A 17,363-nucleotide genomic window follows, 5' to 3' on the forward strand; every position below is an offset into this window, starting at 1 on the left:
CTTCACGACGCCTCGCGCGGACGGCCCGCCCGCAAGCCATCCATATAGGGATCGATCACGCACCGGCCCAGTTCCAGCAGGTCGAAGCCCTTGGGGTCGAACATCCAGTTGCGGATCAGCCCATCGATCATGGTCCACATCGCCAGCGCCACGGTGCGCGGCTCGACGCGGCAGCCGATCTGGCCCTTGTCGCAGGCCAGGCGGATGCGGCGTTCGGCGCGCGCCATCCAGCCGCTCATGCTGTCGCGACGGCGCACCCGCACGGCATCCATCTCGTCGACGAACTCGACCTTCAGGGTCGCGATCTCGAACACGCGCCGCGCGCCCGGGTCTTCGACGGTGCGGCGCAGCACCGCCAGCATGTAGTCGCGCAGGTCGGACAGCGGATCGCTCGATTCCGACTCGTCCAGCACCTGCAGCTCCGCTTCCAGCGGCAAGGTCGCGCGGTCCATCATCGCGTTGAACAGTGCGCCCTTGTCATCGAAATGCCAATAGATCGCGCCGCGCGTCACACCAGCTTCGCTTGCGATATGCTGCAAGGTCGTTCTCGATACACCTTGTTCAACGAACAGTTTCTCTGCGGCATCAAGGATGCTATCTCGCGTAGCAGCGGCCTCTTCTTTGGTTCTGCGGGCCATCGGCGCCTCTCCATTTTTGTGGTCATAAAACACTAAACATACACTCGTGATAGTATATCGCCGTTTATCGAAACGCCAGTGACGAATCGTCATGCGGAGCCAACGTAGCTGCCGCAGGGCGGTTTTGTCCTTTTTTCCAACAGAAGGAAGCACTTAATGCGCTCTGCCCACTCCTCTACCATGAATCTGACCAGGATCGCCGCGTGCACCCTGACCGCCCTGGCCCTGCTGTCGGCCTGCGGCCACAAGGACGCCGCCCAGGCCGGCCCGGGTGCCGGCGGCAAGATGCCGCCCCCGCAAGTCGGCGTGATCACGACCAAATTCCAGCAGGTGGCCCTCGAAACCGAACTGCCGGCCCGCGTCGAAGCCATCCGCACCGCGGAAGTGCGCGCCCGCGTCAACGGCGTCGTCCTGAAGCGCCTGTTCACCGAAGGCAGCATGGTCAAGCAGGGCCAGTCCCTGTTCCAGATCGATCCCGATCCCTACCAGGCACAGGTCAACAGCGCCCAGGCCGCCCTCGGCCGCGCCCAGGCCAACCTGACCTCGACCGCCGCCACCGTCGAGCGCTACAAGCCGCTGGTCGAGGCCCAGGCCGTCAGCAAGCAGGAGTTTACCAACGCCGTCGCCGCCAAGGCGCAGGCCGAGGCCGACGTCAACGCCGCCAAGGCGCAGCTGCGCATCGCCAAGATCAACTACGACTACGCCAACGTCTACGCCCCGATCTCGGGCCGCATCGGCCGCGCCCTGGTGACCGAAGGCGCGCTGGTGTCCGCCACCGAGGCGACCCAGATGGCGCTGATCCAGCAGACCGACAGCGTCTACCTGAACATCACCCAGTCCGCCGCCGAACTGCAGCGCCTGCGCAAGAACGCCGGCGGCCGCGGCATCGATTCGGCGATCCCGGTTTCCGTGGTCCTCGACGACGGCTCCGAACTGGGCCGCAAGGGCAAGCTGCTGTTCTCCGACGTGACGGTCGACCCGTCCAGCGGCCAGATCACCCTGCGCGCCCAGATCGCGAACCCGGACAGCGCCCTGCTGCCGGGCCAGTACGTGCGCGTGCGCCTGGCCCAGTCCGAGCTGCCGAACGGCATCCTCGTTCCGCAGCAGGCCGTGACCCGCGGCGGCCAGACCGGCGACACCCTGATGGTCGTCGGCGCGGACAACAAGCCGGTCCAGCGCACCGTCAAGATCGCCTCGCAACAGGGCGAGAACTGGGTCGTCACCGGTGGCCTGAAGGAAGGCGAGAAAGTGATGGTCGACGGCTTCCAGAAGCTGCAGATGCTGCCGCCGGGCACCCCGGTGCAGCCGGTGGCATGGAGCCCCGTGTCTGCCGGTACGCCGGCTGCCCAGCCGAACGCCGCCGGCGCCCAGGCCGCGAACGCCGCGCCGGCCGCCGACACGCCGAAGGCCGGTTCGCCGGCCGCCGGCGCCGCAGCAGGTACGGGCAACACCCGCCAGTAAGAGCAACCAGAAACAGGACTTCCCAATGGCTCGTTTTTTTATTGACCGCCCAATTTTCGCCTGGGTGATCGCGCTGTTCATCATGGTGCTTGGCGGCGTCGCCATCAAGCAACTGCCGATCGCGCAATACCCGACCGTGGCGCCGCCGTCGATCGTCGTCAGCGTCGCCTATCCCGGCGCTTCGGCGCAGACCCTCGAGGACTCGGTCATCTCCGTGATCGAGCGCGAGATGAACGGTTCGCCCGGCATGGTCTACATGGAGTCGACCAGCCAGGCCAACGGCACCGGCTCCATCACGATCTCCTTCGAGACCGGCACCGATCCCGACCTGGCCCAGGTCGACGTCCAGAACCGCCTGTCGCGCGCGACCCCGCGCCTGCCGGCGGCCGTGACCCAGCAGGGCGTGCGCGTCGACAAGGCGCGTTCGAACTTCCTGCTGTTCACCATCATCTCGTCGGACGACCCGAACTGGGACCCGATCGCGCTGGGCGACTACGCCTCGCGTAACGTGCTGCCCGAGATCCAGCGGATCAAGGGCGTGGGCCAGGCCCAGCTGTTCGGCACCGAGAAGGCGATGCGCATCTGGATCGATCCCGCCAAGCTGGTCGGCTTCAAGCTGTCCGCCGCCGACGTCAACAACGCGATCCGTACCCAGAACGCCCAGGTGGCCTCCGGCACCATCGGCGAACTGCCGCTGAACGCCGGCCAGCAGATCACCGCCACCGTGGTGGTAACCGGCCAGCTGTCGAACGTCGAACAGTTCGGCAACATCGTGCTGCGCGCGAACCCGGACGGCTCGACCGTGCGCCTGAAGGACGTGGCCCGCATCGAGATCGGCGGCCAGGCCTACACGACCGCGGCGCGCCTGAACGGCAAGCCGTCCAGCGGCATCGGCGTGCAGCTGTCGCCGACCGGTAACGCGCTGGAAACCGCGCAGCTGATCAAGGCCCGCATGGCCGAGCTGCAGAAGTATTTCCCGCACGGCATGAAGTACGCGATTCCCTACGACTCGACCAAGTTCATCCAGATTTCGATCAAGCAGGTCATCGAGACCCTGATCGAGGCCGTGATCCTGGTGTTCATCGTGATGTTCGTGTTCCTGCAGAACATCCGCTACACCGTGATCCCGACCATCGTGGTGCCGGTCGCCCTGCTCGGCTCCTTCGCCACCCTGCTGGCGCTGGGCTTCTCGATCAACGTGCTGACCATGTTCGGCATGGTGCTGGTGATCGGTATCGTGGTCGACGACGCCATCGTGGTGGTGGAGAACGTCGAACGCATCATGTCCGAGGAAGGCCTGCCGCCGCTGCAGGCGACCCGCAAGGCGATGGGCCAGATCTCGGGCGCGATCATCGGCGTGACCGTGGTGCTGATCTCGGTGTTCGTGCCGCTGGCCTTCTTCGCCGGCGCGGTCGGCAACATCTACCGCCAGTTCTCGGCGGTGATGGTGTCCTCGATCGCCTTCTCGGCCTTCCTGGCGCTGTCGCTGACGCCGGCGCTGTGCGCGCACCTGCTCAAGCCGGTGGAAGCCGGCCACCACATGGAGAAGCGCGGCTTCTTCGGCTGGTTCAACCGCAGCTTCTCCACCGGCGCCAAGCGCTATGAAGGCTTCGTCGGCAAGATCCTGCGCCGCACCGGCCGCGCGATGGTCGTGTTCGTGCTGCTGATCGGCCTGGTCGGCCTGGTCTTCAGCAAGATGCCGAACTCCTTCCTGCCGAACGAGGACCAGGGCTACATCATCGCCAACATCCAGCTGCCGCCGGGCGCCACCGCCCAGCGTACCGACGCCGTGCTGCACGCGATGGAAAACTACGTCATGAAGCAGCCGGAAGTGGCCGACATGGTCGCCGTGACCGGCTTCTCGTTCTCCGGCCAGGGCCAGAACATGGGCCTGGCGTTCATCCCGCTGAAACCCTGGGACGAGCGCAAGGCGAAGGGTTCGGACGCACAGAGCCTGGCCGGGCGCATCACGATGCACCTGGGCGCGCTGCGCGACTCCTTCATCTTCGTGGTGAGCCCGCCGCCGATCCCGGAACTGGGCCGCGGCGCCGGCTTCTCCTTCCGCCTGCAGGACCGCGGCGGCCTCGGCCACGCAGCCCTGCTGCAGGCGCGTAACCAGCTGCTGGGCATGGCGATGCAGAGCAAGGTCCTGACCGGCATCCGTCCGGAAGGCCTGGAAGATGCGCCGCAGCTGCAGCTCGATATCGACCGCGACAAGGCGCAGGCCCTGGGCGTGACTTTCGATGCGATCAACACCGCGATCTCGACCTCGCTCGGTTCTTCCTACGTGAACGACTTCCCGAACGCCGGCCGCCTGCAGCGCGTGGTGGTGCAGGCCGACGCCAAGGACCGCATGCAGCCGGAAGACCTGCTGCGCCTGAACGCCATGAATACCAAGGGCCAGCCGGTGCCGCTGTCGGCATTCGCGTCCACCAGGTGGATCAACGGTCCGCAGCAGACCACCCGCTACAACGGCTATCCGGCGATGAGCATCACCGGCGAACCGAAGCCGGGCTATTCGTCGGGCGACGCGCTGCAGGAGATGCAGACCCTGGCCGCCAAGCTGCCGGCCGGCTTCGCCTACGAGTGGACCGGCCAGTCGCGCGAAGAGATCCTGTCCGGATCGACCGTGTTCGTCCTGATCGGCTTCTCGCTGCTGGCCGTGTTCCTGGCCCTGGCTGCGCTGTATGAAAGCTGGTCGATCCCGGTCTCGGTGCTGCTGGTGGTGCCGCTGGGCGTGCTCGGCTCGCTGCTGGCGGCGACCATGCGCGGCATGCCGAACGACGTCTACTTCAAGGTCGGCCTGATCACCGTGATCGGCCTGGCGGCGAAGAACGCGATCCTGATCATCGAGTTCGCGAAGGACCTGCAGGCGCAGGGCAAGTCGCCGATCGAAGCGGCGCTGCAGGCAGCCCACCTGCGTTTCCGTCCGATCGTCATGACCTCGCTGGCCTTCATCCTCGGCGTGCTGCCGCTGGTGATCGCGAACGGCGCCGGCGCGGCTTCGCAGCGCGCCATCGGTACCGGCGTGATGGGCGGCATGGTCACCGCAACCGCACTCGGCGTGCTCTTCGTGCCGGTGTTCTTCGTGGTGATCCGCAGTTTCTTCAAAGGCAGCGACCGCACGCGCAAGATGTACGCGCACGAAGAAGACACCACTGTCATCAACGAGAAAATCTGATGAGCGACATGAAACGACTCAGCACTACTCTGCTTCCCCTCACGCTGGCGCTGTCGCTGGCAGGCTGCGTGAACCTGGCGCCCAAGTTCGAGCGCCCGGCGGCGCCGGTGGCGGGCGCCTTCCCGACCGTGGAAGGCACCGTCAGCAGCGGCAACGCGGTCGCCGCCCAGGCGCCCGCCAACATCGCCTGGCAGCGCTTCTTCGCGGACGCCCGCCTGCAGCAGCTGATCACGCTGGCGCTGGCGAATAACCGCGACCTGCGCGTGTCGATCCTGAACATCGAGCAGGCGCGTGCGGCCTACCAGATCCAGCGCGCAGCGCAGCTGCCGACGGTCAACGGGGTCGTCAACGAGAACCGCGCGACCACCGGCGGCCAGAATAATCCGGTCACCACCACCTACCAGGCCGGCTTCGCGGTGTCGGCCTTCGAGCTCGACCTGTTCGGCCGGGTGCGCAACCTGTCGCAGGCGGCGCTGTCGCAATTCCTCGCCACCGGGGAAGCGCGCAAGACTGCCCAGATCAGCCTGATCGCGTCGGTAGCCAACACCTACCTGACCTTCCTGGCCGACGAGGAACTGCTGGCGCTGACCCAGCAGACCCTGAAGACGCGCGAGGAATCGCTGCGCCTGAGCCAGCTGCGCTTCGAGAACGGCGTCTCGTCCAAGCTCGACCTGCAGCAGGCGGTCTCGCTGGTCGAACAGGCCCGCACCACGCTGGCCCAGGCCCAGCGCCAGCGCGCCCAGGACCTGAACCTGCTGACCCTGCTGATCGGCCAGCCGATCCCGGACAACCTGCCGCAGGGCGCCACCCTGGCCGCGACCCAGCTGCCCGACCTGCCGGCCGGCCTGCCGTCCGACCTCCTGATCGCGCGGCCGGACATCCGCGCCGCCGAGCAGCAGCTGATCGCCGCCAACGCCAACATCGGCGCCGCCCGTGCGAACTACTTCCCGCGCATCTCGCTGACCGCCACCGCCGGCACCGTCAGCAACGAGCTGTCGGGCCTGTTCAAGAGCGGTTCCTACGGCTGGACCTTCTCGCCGCAGGCGCTGCTGCCGATCTTCGACTTCGGCGCCCGCCGCGCCGGCGTCGAGAGCGCGCGCGCCGGCCGCGACATCGCGGTGGCGCGCTACGAGCAATCGATTCAGACTGCGTTCCGCGAAGTGGCGGACGCGCTGGCCGGCCAGGCCACCTTCAGCGAGCAGCTGCGCGCCCAGCAGGCCGTGGCCGCGGCCGAAGCCGACCGCTTCCGCCTGTCCGACCTGCGCTACCGCAGCGGCACCGCCAGCTACCTCGACCTGCTGGATGCCCAGCGTTCGCTGTTCAGCGCCCAGCAGCAGGCGATCCAGGCAAACCTGGCACGCCTGCAGAACCAGGTCACGCTGTACCGCGTGCTGGGCGGCGGCTGGAGCGAACCCGGCAGCGCCAACGGGAATGCGACCGCGGCGCGCTAGGCCTCGACGCTAGTTTCTGCGCGCCATTGAAGGGCTCCCAACCGGGGCCGTCCTGCGATTTCGGTATCATGGAATCGCAGGACGGCCCCGGTTTCTTTTTGCCTGTCTCCATCTCATGCGCACCTTTCTACGTGATCACTGGAACGCCCTTGCCGCCATCGTTCTTCTGGTGCTGCTGGCAGCGGTGACCGTCAATCCAGGCGCGGCGGTCCCCGAGCTTCCGCTGGCGGCGCGCCTGCGCGCCCACGTGACGGCCATCGCTTCCAGCGAACACGACACCGCCACGCCGGCCGAACGCGAGCAGGCGGCCCGCTACATCGAAAGCGTGCTGCGCAGCGAAGGCTACGCGATCCGGCGCCGGGAATACCGGGCCGGCGGGGAGATGGTCCGCAATATCGAGGTCTCCATCGCGAACGTCGCCCCGCACACGAAGCCGGCGCGCATCTTCATCGTCGGCGCCCACTACGACTCGGCGCCGGGCGCGCCCGGCGCGAATGACAACGGCAGCGGCGCCGCCGCCGTGCTGGAACTGTCGCGCCTGCTCAAGGACATGCGCCCCAGCCAGGGCACGGAAGTGAAGTTCGTCTTCTTCGTCAACGAGGAAGCGCCCTGGTTCAAAGGGGAAGAGATGAGCGGCATCCAGCACGCGCCGGTGCTGGAAACCATCGGCTGGTACACGCAGCAGCGCCACGGCCGGCAGCCGCCGGCCGGCACGGAGAAACGCTTTCCGGATGGCGGACGCCCGGACGCCGGCCGCCCGGACGCCGGCAATTTCATCGCCTTCGTCGGCACGCTGGAATCCTCGCGCCTGGTGCAGGACGCCCTGTCGGCCTTCCGCGCCGTCTCCGACTTTCCCGCCCATGGCCTGGCCGCGCCGGCCTATGTGCAGGGCGTGACCCTGTCCGACCACGCTTCCTACCGGCGCTTCGGCTATCCCGCCATCATGATCACGGACACCGGCTTCATGCGCTACCCCTACTACAAGATGGCAGCGAACGACGGCGCCGACGGCACGCCGGACAAGCTCGACTACGACAGCACCGCACGCGTGTTGCAGGGCCTGGCGCGCACGCTCAGGGCGCTGGCGGCCGGTGCGCAGGGCTGAGGCGGGAGGCGCGCATGACGTGCAGGCTCCAGCAGGTCGGCTTCCTCGGCTTCGACGTGTTCGGCACCGTCGTCGACTGGCGCTCGGGCGTGGCGCGCGCGGCCGCGCTTTTCCTGGAGCGCTACGACATCGAACTCGATCCCTTCGCCTTCGCCAACGCCTGGCGCGCGCTGTACCAGCCGTCGATGGAAAAGGTGCGTTCGGGCGAGCGGCCCTGGGTCCGACTCGACGTGCTGCAGCGCGAGAACCTCGAACGCCTGCTTGCCTCGCACGGCGTGGCGGTGGACGACATTCCCGAGCAGGACCTGGCGGACCTGACGCGCGCCTGGGAAAGGCTGGATCCCTGGCCCGATTCCGTGGCGGGGCTGACGCGCCTGAAGCGCCGCTTCGCCATCGCGCCGATCTCGAACGGGCATATCGCGGGCATGCTGTGTCTGGCCCGCTTCGGCGGCCTGCCCTGGGACGCGATACTGGGCGCGGAAATCGCGCGCAACTACAAGCCGCAGCCGGCCACCTACCTGGCGTCGCTGGACGCGGCCGGCTTCGCGCCCGGACAGGCGGCAATGGTCGCCGCGCACAATGGCGACCTGCGCGCCGCCCGGGCCCTGGGCATGCGCACCGTGTTCGTATGCCGGCCGCATGAATACGGGCCGGACCAGGACACGGACCTGCGTGCCGAAGACGACTGGGACGTGGTGGCGGCGTCGCTGACCGAGGTAGCGGACATCTTGGGCTGCGCCTGAGCCCCCGCACGCACGCACGCTGCAAATTTACGACAATGTGCACCGCCAGCGTGCAAAATTTTTCCGCACTGCAAGTAATTACTCCATACTTACCTTGGGTATTATAAAAATTAATTATTCATACCAAGAGGAAAACCGGAGATGATGAAGTACTTCCTGCGTCACATGCGCATCGGTAGCCGTCTGACCGTTGCTTTTGCCCTGATCCTGGCGCTTGCCGCCATTGCCACCGCTTCCGCCCTGCTGGCCGCCCGCGCCAACGCCGACGCGACCGAAAAGATGCTGGCAGTCCCGCTGACCAAGGAACGCCTGGTATCCGACTGGAACACGAACACGTATTCAGCCATCGTCCGCACCTCGCTGATCGCGCGCAGCAACGACACGACGCTGAGCACCGTGTTCGCCAAGGACATCGCCGACAGCGTCACCAGCACCACCGAGATCATCAAGAAGGTCGAGCCGCTGCTCGACTCGCCGGCGGAAAAGGAGCATCTGAAAAAGGTGCAGGCGCTGCGCGCCAGCTACCAGGCCGCCAAGGTCGAGGTCATGAATGCCAAGAAGGCCGGCGACGCGATCACCGCCGAACGCCGCTACGACGAAGGTTTCGCGCCCGCCGCCCGGGCCTACTCGGCCTCGCTGCAGGAATTGCTGGCGATGCAGCGCAGCACCATCGACCAGATGGCGCAGGCCAGCCGCGCCGCCACCGACGAACGGGTGCGCCTCGTGCTGCTGCTGGGCGTCCTGATGATCGCACTGGGCGCATTCGCCGCGGTGGCGATCACGCGCAGCATCGTCCGCCCGCTGTCGCGCGCGGTGAAAGTGGCCGAGACGGTGGCCGACGGCGACCTCACCGGTTCCTTCGACCGCGGACGCGGCGACGAGATCGGCGACCTGCTGCGCGCCATGCAGACCATGAACGACGGCCTGGCGAAGGTGGTGTCCGAGGTGCAGCAAGGCACGCGGACGATCGCTTCCGGCTCCACCGAAATCGCGAGCGGCAACCTGGACCTGTCGGCGCGCACCGAACAGCAGGCCAGCTCGCTGGAGGAAACCGCCGCCTCGATGGAAGAATTGACCTCGACCGTGCGCCACAACGCCGAGAATGCCACCCAGGCCAACCAGATGGCCCAGGCGGCATCAACGGTCGCCGCGCGCGGCGGCGAGATCGTCGGCCAGGTGGTCGACACGATGGGCGCCATCGACGGCGCCTCGCGCAAGATCGTCGACATCATCGGCGTCATCGACGGCATCGCCTTCCAGACGAATATCCTGGCGCTGAACGCAGCGGTGGAAGCGGCCCGCGCCGGCGAGCAGGGCCGCGGCTTCGCGGTGGTGGCTTCGGAAGTGCGCAACCTGGCGCAGCGCTCGGCCACCGCGGCGCGCGAGATCAAGGGTTTGATCGGCGACTCGGTCGCCCAGGTGAATACCGGCACCAAGCTGGTGCAGCAGGCCGGCGCCACGATCGAGGAAGTCGTCGCCAGCGTGGCGCGGGTGGCGGACATCATGGCCGAGATCACCGCGGCCAGCCGCGAGCAGAGCGCCGGCATCGACCAGGTGAATGCGGCGATCACGCAGATGGACCAGGTCACCCAGCAGAACGCGGCCCTGGTCGAGGAAGCCGCCGCGGCGGCGTCCAGCATGCAGGAACAGTCGGCGCGGCTGGCGCAGCTGATGGCCCGCTTCCGCCTCGCGGAAGCCGGCGCCGCGGCCCCGACGGCGCGCGCGGGCGGCGCCCGCCACGAACCTGGCGCCCTGCCGCGCCTGGCCTCGGCCGTCGCCGCACATTAAGCGAAACGGACCTTCAGGAACGGCGCCGGTACAGCCGGAACCGTTCCCGGTCGTCCGCAGGCCGGCTCCCTTCCCAGACCGCGGTCCAGATGCGGCTATCGGGTCGGTGCGGCGCCTGTCCGTGCGAATCTTCCAGCAGCAGCAGCCGGCAATCGGCATGCGGCTGCAGCTCCAGCCTTTGCGTGATCACGCCGTCGTAGTAGCGCAGCATCGCCCGTTCGCTCTCCCCGAGTCCATCGCTGGCAATGCACCCGGCGGATGCCGGCAGGGCCGAACGCAGCGACGCGAAGACTTCCCGATAGGACTTGACCTGGTCGGTCCATGGCATGAACAGCCCCGCCAACAGCAGCCAGCACAGCGCAAGTCCGACGGTCCAGGTCTGGAGCGCGGCCTGCCGCGGGCGGCGCCAGAACATCAGCGCGATGCCCACGACGCTCGCGGCCGCACAGCATCCGAGGACGGCGGCGCGGATGCGCCGCTCGGGACTGGGCGGCAGCTGGGCGTACAAGGCGTCCAGCTGCAGCGGATTACCGGAAAACATGATGTAGCCCCACCCCAGCCACACCAGCAGCGCGATGCCGCCAAAGACCAGTTGCCCGGACCGGCGCCACACGCGCTCGGCGCGCGCTCCGGGCGACACGGCGCTGCGGGCGCCCAGCAAGGACAAGGGCAGCAACAGGGGCAGCGCATAGCCGCCGCGTGCGGAGGCGGAAAACGTCAGCATCGCGAGCACCACGCCGCACATGAGCAGGCATGCCTGCATCAGCTCATCGGTACGCAGCGCCTGCCGTTCGCGCCACAGGGACAGCAGGGCCAGCGGCGCGGCCGGCAGCGTGATCCACCACAGATTGCGCAGCCAGAAGCCGCTGTCGTGGGGCGCGCCGAGTTCGGGCACCGAGAAGCCGACGAAACGCCCGATATTGTTCAGCCAGAACCAGTCGGAAAACAGCGCCGGTGAGCGGAGATACAGGGCCGCGGGCCAGATCAGCAGCCAGGGCAGCGCAGCAAGCAGCGCCGCCAGGACGGTATGCAGGTAGGCGCGCCGGCGCCAGCGGCTGAAGCACAAGGGCAGCAACAGCGCGGTCAGGCCGAACACGCCGGGCGCGATCAGGCCTTTCGCGAGAAAGCCGACCCCGACCCCGGTGCCGATTTCGCATCCGCTGCTCAGCGGCCGCTCGCGCCAGCGCGGCAGGCCGGCCAGGCCGATCGCCACCCCGGCCAGCAGGGCCAGGTCGGTCAGCATCTGGTGCGCATAGGCTTCCAGTCCAAGGCAGGCCAGCAGCACGAACACGGCGCTGCGCCCGAACTCGCGATCGCGCCAGCGGCGGCCGCAACGGGCGAGCGCAGCGCAGGCCAGCAGCACGAACAGGCCACTCGCCAGGCGCGCGCCGTCGGCCAGCGGCAGGACCGGTGCAAGGCAGCGGGCGCTCGCCACCGCCGCCCAGTAATACAGCGGCGGCTTTTCCATGAAGGCTTCGCCCGCCATCGTCGGGACCACGAGGTCGCCCGTGTCCGACATGCTGCGGACGATCTCGGCGATATAGGTTTCGTCCTGTTTCCACGGGTCGTGGCCGGTCAATCCGGACAGCGCATACACGAGAACGAAGCAGACGAAGGCCCAGCCGCGGGCGGCGAGCATGAAGCCCCGCCCGCGGCCCGGCGGAGAGCCGGGCGCCGCCGGCATCCGCTGCCGCGGGGGGACATCGGGTGCGGCAAGGGTACGCGAGAAGTCCATACGCAGCGATTCTAGCCACGCATGCATCACGCAAGGATTACGGTCTAGTCATCTTTGAGATTCGTCACCTCAAGCGGCGCAAGACTTGCCGTGCGGGCCATGGAAGCCCTTGGCTTTCGCGTCCGCTTCCGGCATGTACTCCCCTTTCTTGGTCTTGCCGTAGTACTTGTCGCCCTCGCAGTGGTAGACCTTGCTGGAGGTGTTGACCCACACCTTGCCGGCGCCGCCGCCGGGCGCCTGCGCGGTTGCGGCGGGCGCGGCCTTGGCGGCCTTGCCGGTCTTGCCGGCGGGCGTCACGGTGCTCGAGGCCGCGCTGCCGGAGGCCGGGGCGACCGGATTCGGGACGGTGGTTTGCGCCAGCACCGAGCCGGCCATCAGCATGCCCACGATGAGGGCGATCGACGTTTTCTTCATTACACTTCTCCTTTAAAAAATCATGACACCATAAAAGCGGAGGCCGCAGCACCGAGGCCCACCAGCGCCGCGCCCCCGACGCCCCACAGCAGCCAGCGGCGGCGCGTCAGCACGGTAATGGCCGCCAGCGCGACGGCGATCTGTACGCAACTGAGCGCCAGCGCCAGCCGCTCGTGCGGACGCAGCTTGGCATCGGACTCGGCCGCCAGCCTGCGCGACTCCGCCTCCAGCCGCACCGCCGTGCGCTGCACCTCGGCCCGTTCCCGGTCTTCCTTGGCGCGCTCCGCGACGAAGCGCTCCCGCACCGCCGGCTCGCCGGCCAGCGCCGCCGCCGCATCGGCGATGTGCGCCTTGGTCGACCTGGCCTGGTAATAGGCCCACTGGTCGCTGGCCTGGGTCTGCTTGAGGATGCTTTCGTTTTTCAGGAACATCGCTTCGGTCTGCGCGTTCCCGCTCTGGTAATTGATGAGCGCCCCGACCGTCGACAGGATCGCCGTCATCAGGGCGACCTTTTGCGCCAGGCCGTCCTGGTCCCGTTCGGCGGCCTCTTCGACCGCATGCTCGTGCGGCGTGGGAATGTCGTAATCGTCGTCGTCCATGTCTATGCCAGTATGTTCACGGCGCGCGCCGCCACCAGGCCCACCGTCAGCAGCGAGGCGCTCGCCTCCACCATGAAAAGCACCTTGACGCGGACCGTGAGCGGCAGCGTGTCGGTTGGCGAAAAGGCGGTCGCGTTGGTGAACGACACGAACAGGTAATCGAAAAATCCCGGCGTCCACTCCTCGCTTCCCGGCAGTCCGGAGCCCATCTGCGGGAACAGGAAGTCGGCAACCGGCTGTTTCACGAAGGCGCGCGTCGCCGGGCCGCCGCGGTCGATATTCCAGAACCATAGCGCGAACACGACGACGTTGGTGAACCAGATGTTCAGTGCGTCGATCAGCAGGCTTTGCCCGGTCGTTCCCCTGGCGCCGTACAGCAGGGCGTGGAGCACGACATACAGCGACTGGAAGTTGATCAGCGTGATGATGGCGGTCAGCACGATCGCCGCGCGCCGGATGATGCGCCGGTGGCGGTGGATGAGCTGCCAATGATGCTCGCTGGTGGCGCGGCGCATCTGGCTGTGGCTCCAGGCCGTGGCGACCGACAGCGGCGCCAGCAGCGCCACCTCGAGCACGGAGGCCAGCCACCATGGGAAAACGGTCAGCTTATTGATCAGGATGGCGTTGAGCGCCGCCGTGACCAGGATTGCCCCGCGTGCGATCCAGAACTCGCGCATGTGCCGTTCGAGGTTTCTTCGCATGGGGCGAGTATGCCTCGTTTCCGGACGCGCACGAATCGCCACGGATTACCGTTTGGCAATGTTCAGCTAGCGCTTGGGGAACACGAGGCTGACTTCCAGGCCCGGCCTGGCGTTGCGCAGCTGCACGCTGGCGCCATGCAGTTGCGCGATGGCGCTCACGCTCGACAGCCCGAGGCCGTTGCCCGGCAGGTGGCGGCTCTGGTCGACCCGGTAGAAGCGTTCGCACAGGCGGCCGATGTCGGCTTCCGGCACGCCCGGGCCGTAGTCGCGCACCGACACCACGCTGTCCAGCTGGCCGCCGTGCACCCCGATGTCGACATGGGCGCCGGACTGTGCGTACTTGATCGCATTGTCGATCAGGCTGGCCAGCGCGGTCGCCAGCAGGTCGCGGTCGCCGTGCACGCTCAGCGTCTCCACGCCGGTGTAGCGCAGCACCATCCCGCGCTCCTCGGCGGCGGCCTCGTACAGTTCGACCATGTCGCGCGCAATGGCGGCGATGTCCAGCAGCCCGAAGGAACGGGTGCGCACGCCGCTTTCGGCGGCCGCGATCTGCAGCAGCTTGTCGAACAGGCCGATCAGGTTGTCGATTTCCTCGATCGCCAGGCGGGCGTCGCCGACCAGCGCGCGTGGCTCGGCGGAGGCCTCGAGCGCCCGCTCCAGCCGGCTGCGCACCCGGCTCAGCGGCGTGCGCAGGTCGTGCGCGATCGCGTTCGACACGTGGCGCACCCCTTCCATCAAGGACTCGATGCGGTCGAGCATCTGGTTGATGTCGGCGCCGAGCCGCGCGAACTCGTCGTTGCCCTGCACCGCGATCCGGCTCGACAATTCGCCGGCTTCGATGCGCGCGGCCGTGCGCCGGATGTGCCCGACGCGCGCTTCGATCAGGCGCCGGAACAGCTGGGCGCCGGCGAAGGCCAGCAGCAGCGATACCGGCGAGCTGATCAGCAGCGCCCGCTCGATGACCTCGCGGATCGCATCGAGTTCGCTCAGGTCGCGCCCGACCACCAGCCGCCGGCCATCGCCGAGCGGGAGCGCCGTCAGGCGCACCGACACCAGCCCCTTGCTGCGATGGACTTCCTCGAAGACCAGCTCGCCCGGCGGCGGCAAGGGTCCCTGCAAGGCCGGGAGGTTGCCGATCAGGATCCGCCCGTCGCCGTCGACCAGGCCGACCAGTTCGGTGTCGCTGTCGATCCGGTCATGCAGCTGGAGGTCGATCTGGCGCACCAGGCCGACGTCCCCTTCGTCGCGCCAGGCGCGGAACAGGTTCTGCGCGATGGCCTCGATCTTGTTGTCCAGCGAACGCTCGAACACGCCGACCGTGCCGAAGTAGAAGATCGCCGACAGCGCCGCGACCGACAGCGCCACCAGCAGGCCGTAGCCGACCGCCAGCCGCGCGGCGATCGAGCCGCGCAGGCTAAGACGCAGCCGGGCCATAACCCGAAGGGCTCAGTACATAACCGGCGCCGCGCACCGTGTGGATGAGGGGTGGATCGAAATCCTTGTCGATCTTGCTGCGCAGGCGGCTGATCTGCACGTCGATCACATTGGTCTGCGGATCGAAATGGTATTCCCAGACGCCTTCCAGCAGCATGGTGCGGGTCACGATCTGGCCCTCGTGGCGCATCAGGTACTCCAGCAGGCGGAATTCGCGCGGCTGCAGGTTGATCGCGACGCCGCGCCGCGTGGCCCGGCTGGTGCGCAGGTCGAGCTGCAGGTCGGCCACCTGCAGCTGGGTCACCTCGTGCGACCAGCTCGCCCGGCGCGTCAGGTTGGCGACCCGCGCCAGCAGTTCGGACATCACGAAGGGCTTGGCCAGGTAGTCGTCGCTGCCGGCGCGCAGGCCGCGCACGCGCTCGTCGACGCTGTTCAGGGCGCTCAGGATCAGCACCGGCGTCATGTCGCCGCGCGCGCGCATCTGCTCGAGGATGCCGACGCCGTCGACCTGGCCGGGCAGCATGCGGTCCAGCACCACGATATCCCAGCGCCGTTCGCGCAGCCGGGTGCTGCCGTCGCTGCCATTGTCGAGCGCAAGCACGGTGTAGCCGGCGGACTCGAGGCCGGCGCGCAGGTAGTCGCGGGTTTCGGCGTCGTCTTCGATGACGAGACAGTGTGGCATGGCTGCTAAGAGGAAAAAAACTCAGTATAGGCGAGTGGGCGGGCCTTGGGGGATTACGGTTCCGTAAGCCGGGCGCCGCGGCCGCGGATCACGCGCTCAAGCGCGCCATCACGTCGACCACGTGATCGATCTGGGCGCGGGTATGGCCTGCATTCATCATGAAGCGCAGGCGCGCCTGGCCCACCGGCACCGCCGGGAACTGGATCGCGTCGACGTGCACGCCCTCGGCCCGCAGCGCACGCGCGAAGTGCTGGCAGCGCGCGGCGTCGCCGATCAGGACCGGCACGATCGGCGTGGCGGTCGAGGTCAGCTCGTAGCCGAGCGGGCGCATGCGCTCGACGAAGTAGCGCTGGTTGTCCCACAGGCGCGCGCGGCGCTGCGGCTCTTCCTGCAGGATGTCGAGCGCGGCCAGCAGGGCGTTGGCCTGGTCCGGCGGCGGCGGGCAGGTGAAACCGTAGGCCGAACTGGTCAGGCGCAGCACCTCGGCCATCTCGCTGTCGAGGGCGACGAAGCCGCCGATCGCGCCGAGCGCCTTGCTCAGCGTACCCATCTGCATGATGGTCGGGCTGTAGCAGCCGAAGTGCTCGGAGGTGCCGCCGCCGTTCGCGCCCAGCACGCCGGTTGCGTGGGCGTCGTCGATGTACAGGATGGCGCCGTAGCGCTCGGCCAGCCGGGTCAGTTCCGGCAGCGGCGCGATCGTCCCTTCCATGCTGAACACGCCATCGCTGACGATGATCGGGCTGATCCCGTCGGCGGCCTTGAGCAGCGATTCCAGGTGGTCCATGTCGGCATGGCGGTAGGTATGGCGCTCGGCGCCCGACATCAGGATGCCTTCGCGGATGCTGATGTGGTTGTACTCGTCCGTGAAGTAGGCGTACTTGCGCCGCTTCTTGGGACGGAAGCCGTGCAGGCGCGCCAGCATGCCGGCCTTGGTCAGCGTCGACAGCACGCCGATATTGGTCATGTAGCCGGTGACGAACAGCACCGCATCGGTCTTGTGCTTGAGGGCGCCCAAGCGACGCTCCAGCTCGCGGTACACCGGCAGGTCGCCGCCCAGCAGGCGCGACTCGCAGTTGCCGACGCCATAGCGGTCGAGGCCGGCCTTGGCGGCTTCGACCAGGCGCGGGTGATTCGCCAGCGCCAGGTAGTTATTCGTGCTGAAGGAGACGGCGGCCTCGCCGTTGACGCGGAACACCGGGTCCGGCAGCGTGTCGTGCACCGCCGATTCGTGATGGATGGCGTGGCTCTGCAGCCAGTCGGCGATATCGCTCAGGTCGTGCATGGTGGTCGTGGTGCGGTCTTGGTTGGAAGTCGAATGGGACGAGGCGCAGTGCGGCGGCGCGGCGGCCGCGGCAGGGATCGGCCGGCGGCCGGCATGCGCGAATCGAGCGCAGTATAGGTGCGCCGTATCGGGAGGAAAATTACGGTTCG

14 protein-coding genes are annotated in these 17,363 nt (G+C 67.9%); 6 read left to right on the forward strand and 8 right to left on the reverse strand.

Going from position 1 to position 17,363, the window contains the following annotated elements; all coding sequences use genetic code 11:
* Positions 1–2: 2 nt before the first annotated feature.
* Positions 3–539 (reverse strand): TetR family transcriptional regulator, encoded by a 537-nt coding sequence (locus tag AM586_RS09350; protein ID WP_229411078.1) that lies wholly within the window; start codon positions 537–539, stop codon positions 3–5.
* Positions 540–818: 279 nt separating this feature from the next.
* Between AM586_RS09350 and AM586_RS09355 the strand changes: the two genes are divergently transcribed.
* From AM586_RS09355 to AM586_RS09380, 6 genes are all read left to right on the forward strand, one after another.
* On the forward strand, positions 819–2,099 hold the full coding sequence (locus AM586_RS09355) for an efflux RND transporter periplasmic adaptor subunit (RefSeq protein WP_047823526.1): 1,281 nt from the start codon (positions 819–821) through the stop codon (positions 2,097–2,099).
* 25 nt (positions 2,100–2,124) lie between these two features.
* A complete protein-coding gene (locus tag AM586_RS09360) occupies positions 2,125–5,280 on the forward strand; it encodes an efflux RND transporter permease subunit (protein ID WP_047823523.1) in 3,156 nt (1,051 codons plus the stop codon).
* The gene (locus AM586_RS09365) at positions 5,280–6,731 is read left to right on the forward strand and encodes an efflux transporter outer membrane subunit (protein WP_047823521.1); all 1,452 of its coding nucleotides are present in this window, start codon (positions 5,280–5,282) and stop codon (positions 6,729–6,731) included. The genes AM586_RS09360 and AM586_RS09365 overlap by 1 nt, the downstream gene beginning before the upstream one ends.
* Positions 6,732–6,846: 115 nt before the next feature.
* On the forward strand, positions 6,847–7,836 hold the full coding sequence (locus AM586_RS09370; RefSeq protein ID WP_082439730.1) for a M28 family peptidase: 990 nt from the start codon (positions 6,847–6,849) through the stop codon (positions 7,834–7,836).
* A 14-nt stretch (positions 7,837–7,850) separates the two neighbouring features.
* A complete protein-coding gene (locus tag AM586_RS09375) occupies positions 7,851–8,579 on the forward strand; it encodes a haloacid dehalogenase type II (RefSeq protein WP_047823519.1) in 729 nt (242 codons plus the stop codon).
* Between the two features lie 141 nt (positions 8,580–8,720).
* Positions 8,721–10,367, forward strand: coding sequence for a methyl-accepting chemotaxis protein (locus AM586_RS09380; RefSeq protein WP_307163301.1), 1,647 nt, complete (start codon positions 8,721–8,723; stop codon positions 10,365–10,367).
* Between the two features lie 13 nt (positions 10,368–10,380).
* Here AM586_RS09380 and AM586_RS09385 read toward each other — a convergent pair whose 3' ends face one another.
* From AM586_RS09385 to AM586_RS09415, 7 genes are all read right to left on the reverse strand, one after another.
* The gene (locus AM586_RS09385) at positions 10,381–12,006 is read right to left on the reverse strand and encodes a glycosyltransferase family 39 protein (RefSeq protein WP_060567058.1); all 1,626 of its coding nucleotides are present in this window, start codon (positions 12,004–12,006) and stop codon (positions 10,381–10,383) included.
* Between the two features lie 165 nt (positions 12,007–12,171).
* Complete coding sequence (locus AM586_RS09390) at positions 12,172–12,516, reverse strand: hypothetical protein (protein WP_047823515.1); 345 nt, start codon at positions 12,514–12,516, stop codon at positions 12,172–12,174.
* A gap of 20 nt (positions 12,517–12,536) precedes the next feature.
* Positions 12,537–13,115, reverse strand: a complete 579-nt coding sequence (locus AM586_RS09395) for a DUF4337 domain-containing protein (RefSeq protein WP_052233380.1) — start codon at positions 13,113–13,115, stop codon at positions 12,537–12,539.
* A 2-nt stretch (positions 13,116–13,117) separates the two neighbouring features.
* Positions 13,118–13,816, reverse strand: a complete 699-nt coding sequence (locus AM586_RS09400) for a hypothetical protein (RefSeq protein WP_047823513.1) — start codon at positions 13,814–13,816, stop codon at positions 13,118–13,120.
* Positions 13,817–13,882: 66 nt separating this feature from the next.
* Positions 13,883–15,250 carry an ATP-binding protein gene (locus tag AM586_RS09405; RefSeq protein WP_047823511.1) on the reverse strand — a complete coding sequence of 456 codons (1,368 nt, stop codon included), beginning with the start codon at positions 15,248–15,250 and terminating at the stop codon, positions 13,883–13,885.
* Positions 15,231–15,932 carry a response regulator transcription factor gene (locus AM586_RS09410; protein ID WP_047823509.1) on the reverse strand — a complete coding sequence of 234 codons (702 nt, stop codon included), beginning with the start codon at positions 15,930–15,932 and terminating at the stop codon, positions 15,231–15,233. The genes AM586_RS09405 and AM586_RS09410 overlap by 20 nt, the downstream gene beginning before the upstream one ends.
* Positions 15,933–16,020: 88 nt before the next feature.
* On the reverse strand, positions 16,021–17,214 hold the full coding sequence (locus AM586_RS09415) for a pyridoxal phosphate-dependent aminotransferase family protein (RefSeq protein WP_047823507.1): 1,194 nt from the start codon (positions 17,212–17,214) through the stop codon (positions 16,021–16,023).
* Positions 17,215–17,363 lie beyond the last annotated feature (149 nt).

The sequence above is a fragment of the Massilia sp. WG5 genome, assembly GCF_001412595.2.
Lineage (GTDB): Bacteria > Pseudomonadota > Gammaproteobacteria > Burkholderiales > Burkholderiaceae_D > Telluria.

Coding starts and splice junctions, on each gene's coding strand:
- AM586_RS09355 (WP_047823526.1), top strand. CDS start 819: ATGAATCTGACCAGGATCGCCGCGTGCACCCTGACCGCCCTGGCCCTG.
- AM586_RS09360 (WP_047823523.1), top strand. CDS start 2,125: ATGGCTCGTTTTTTTATTGACCGCCCAATTTTCGCCTGGGTGATCGCG.
- AM586_RS09365 (WP_047823521.1), top strand. CDS start 5,280: ATGAGCGACATGAAACGACTCAGCACTACTCTGCTTCCCCTCACGCTG.
- AM586_RS09370 (WP_082439730.1), top strand. CDS start 6,847: ATGCGCACCTTTCTACGTGATCACTGGAACGCCCTTGCCGCCATCGTT.
- AM586_RS09375 (WP_047823519.1), top strand. CDS start 7,851: ATGACGTGCAGGCTCCAGCAGGTCGGCTTCCTCGGCTTCGACGTGTTC.
- AM586_RS09380 (WP_307163301.1), top strand. CDS start 8,721: ATGATGAAGTACTTCCTGCGTCACATGCGCATCGGTAGCCGTCTGACC.
- AM586_RS09385 (WP_060567058.1), bottom strand. CDS start 12,006: ATGCTCGCCGCCCGCGGCTGGGCCTTCGTCTGCTTCGTTCTCGTGTAT.
- AM586_RS09390 (WP_047823515.1), bottom strand. CDS start 12,516: ATGAAGAAAACGTCGATCGCCCTCATCGTGGGCATGCTGATGGCCGGC.
- AM586_RS09395 (WP_052233380.1), bottom strand. CDS start 13,115: ATGGACGACGACGATTACGACATTCCCACGCCGCACGAGCATGCGGTC.
- AM586_RS09400 (WP_047823513.1), bottom strand. CDS start 13,816: ATGCGAAGAAACCTCGAACGGCACATGCGCGAGTTCTGGATCGCACGC.
- AM586_RS09405 (WP_047823511.1), bottom strand. CDS start 15,250: ATGGCCCGGCTGCGTCTTAGCCTGCGCGGCTCGATCGCCGCGCGGCTG.
- AM586_RS09410 (WP_047823509.1), bottom strand. CDS start 15,932: ATGCCACACTGTCTCGTCATCGAAGACGACGCCGAAACCCGCGACTAC.
- AM586_RS09415 (WP_047823507.1), bottom strand. CDS start 17,214: ATGCACGACCTGAGCGATATCGCCGACTGGCTGCAGAGCCACGCCATC.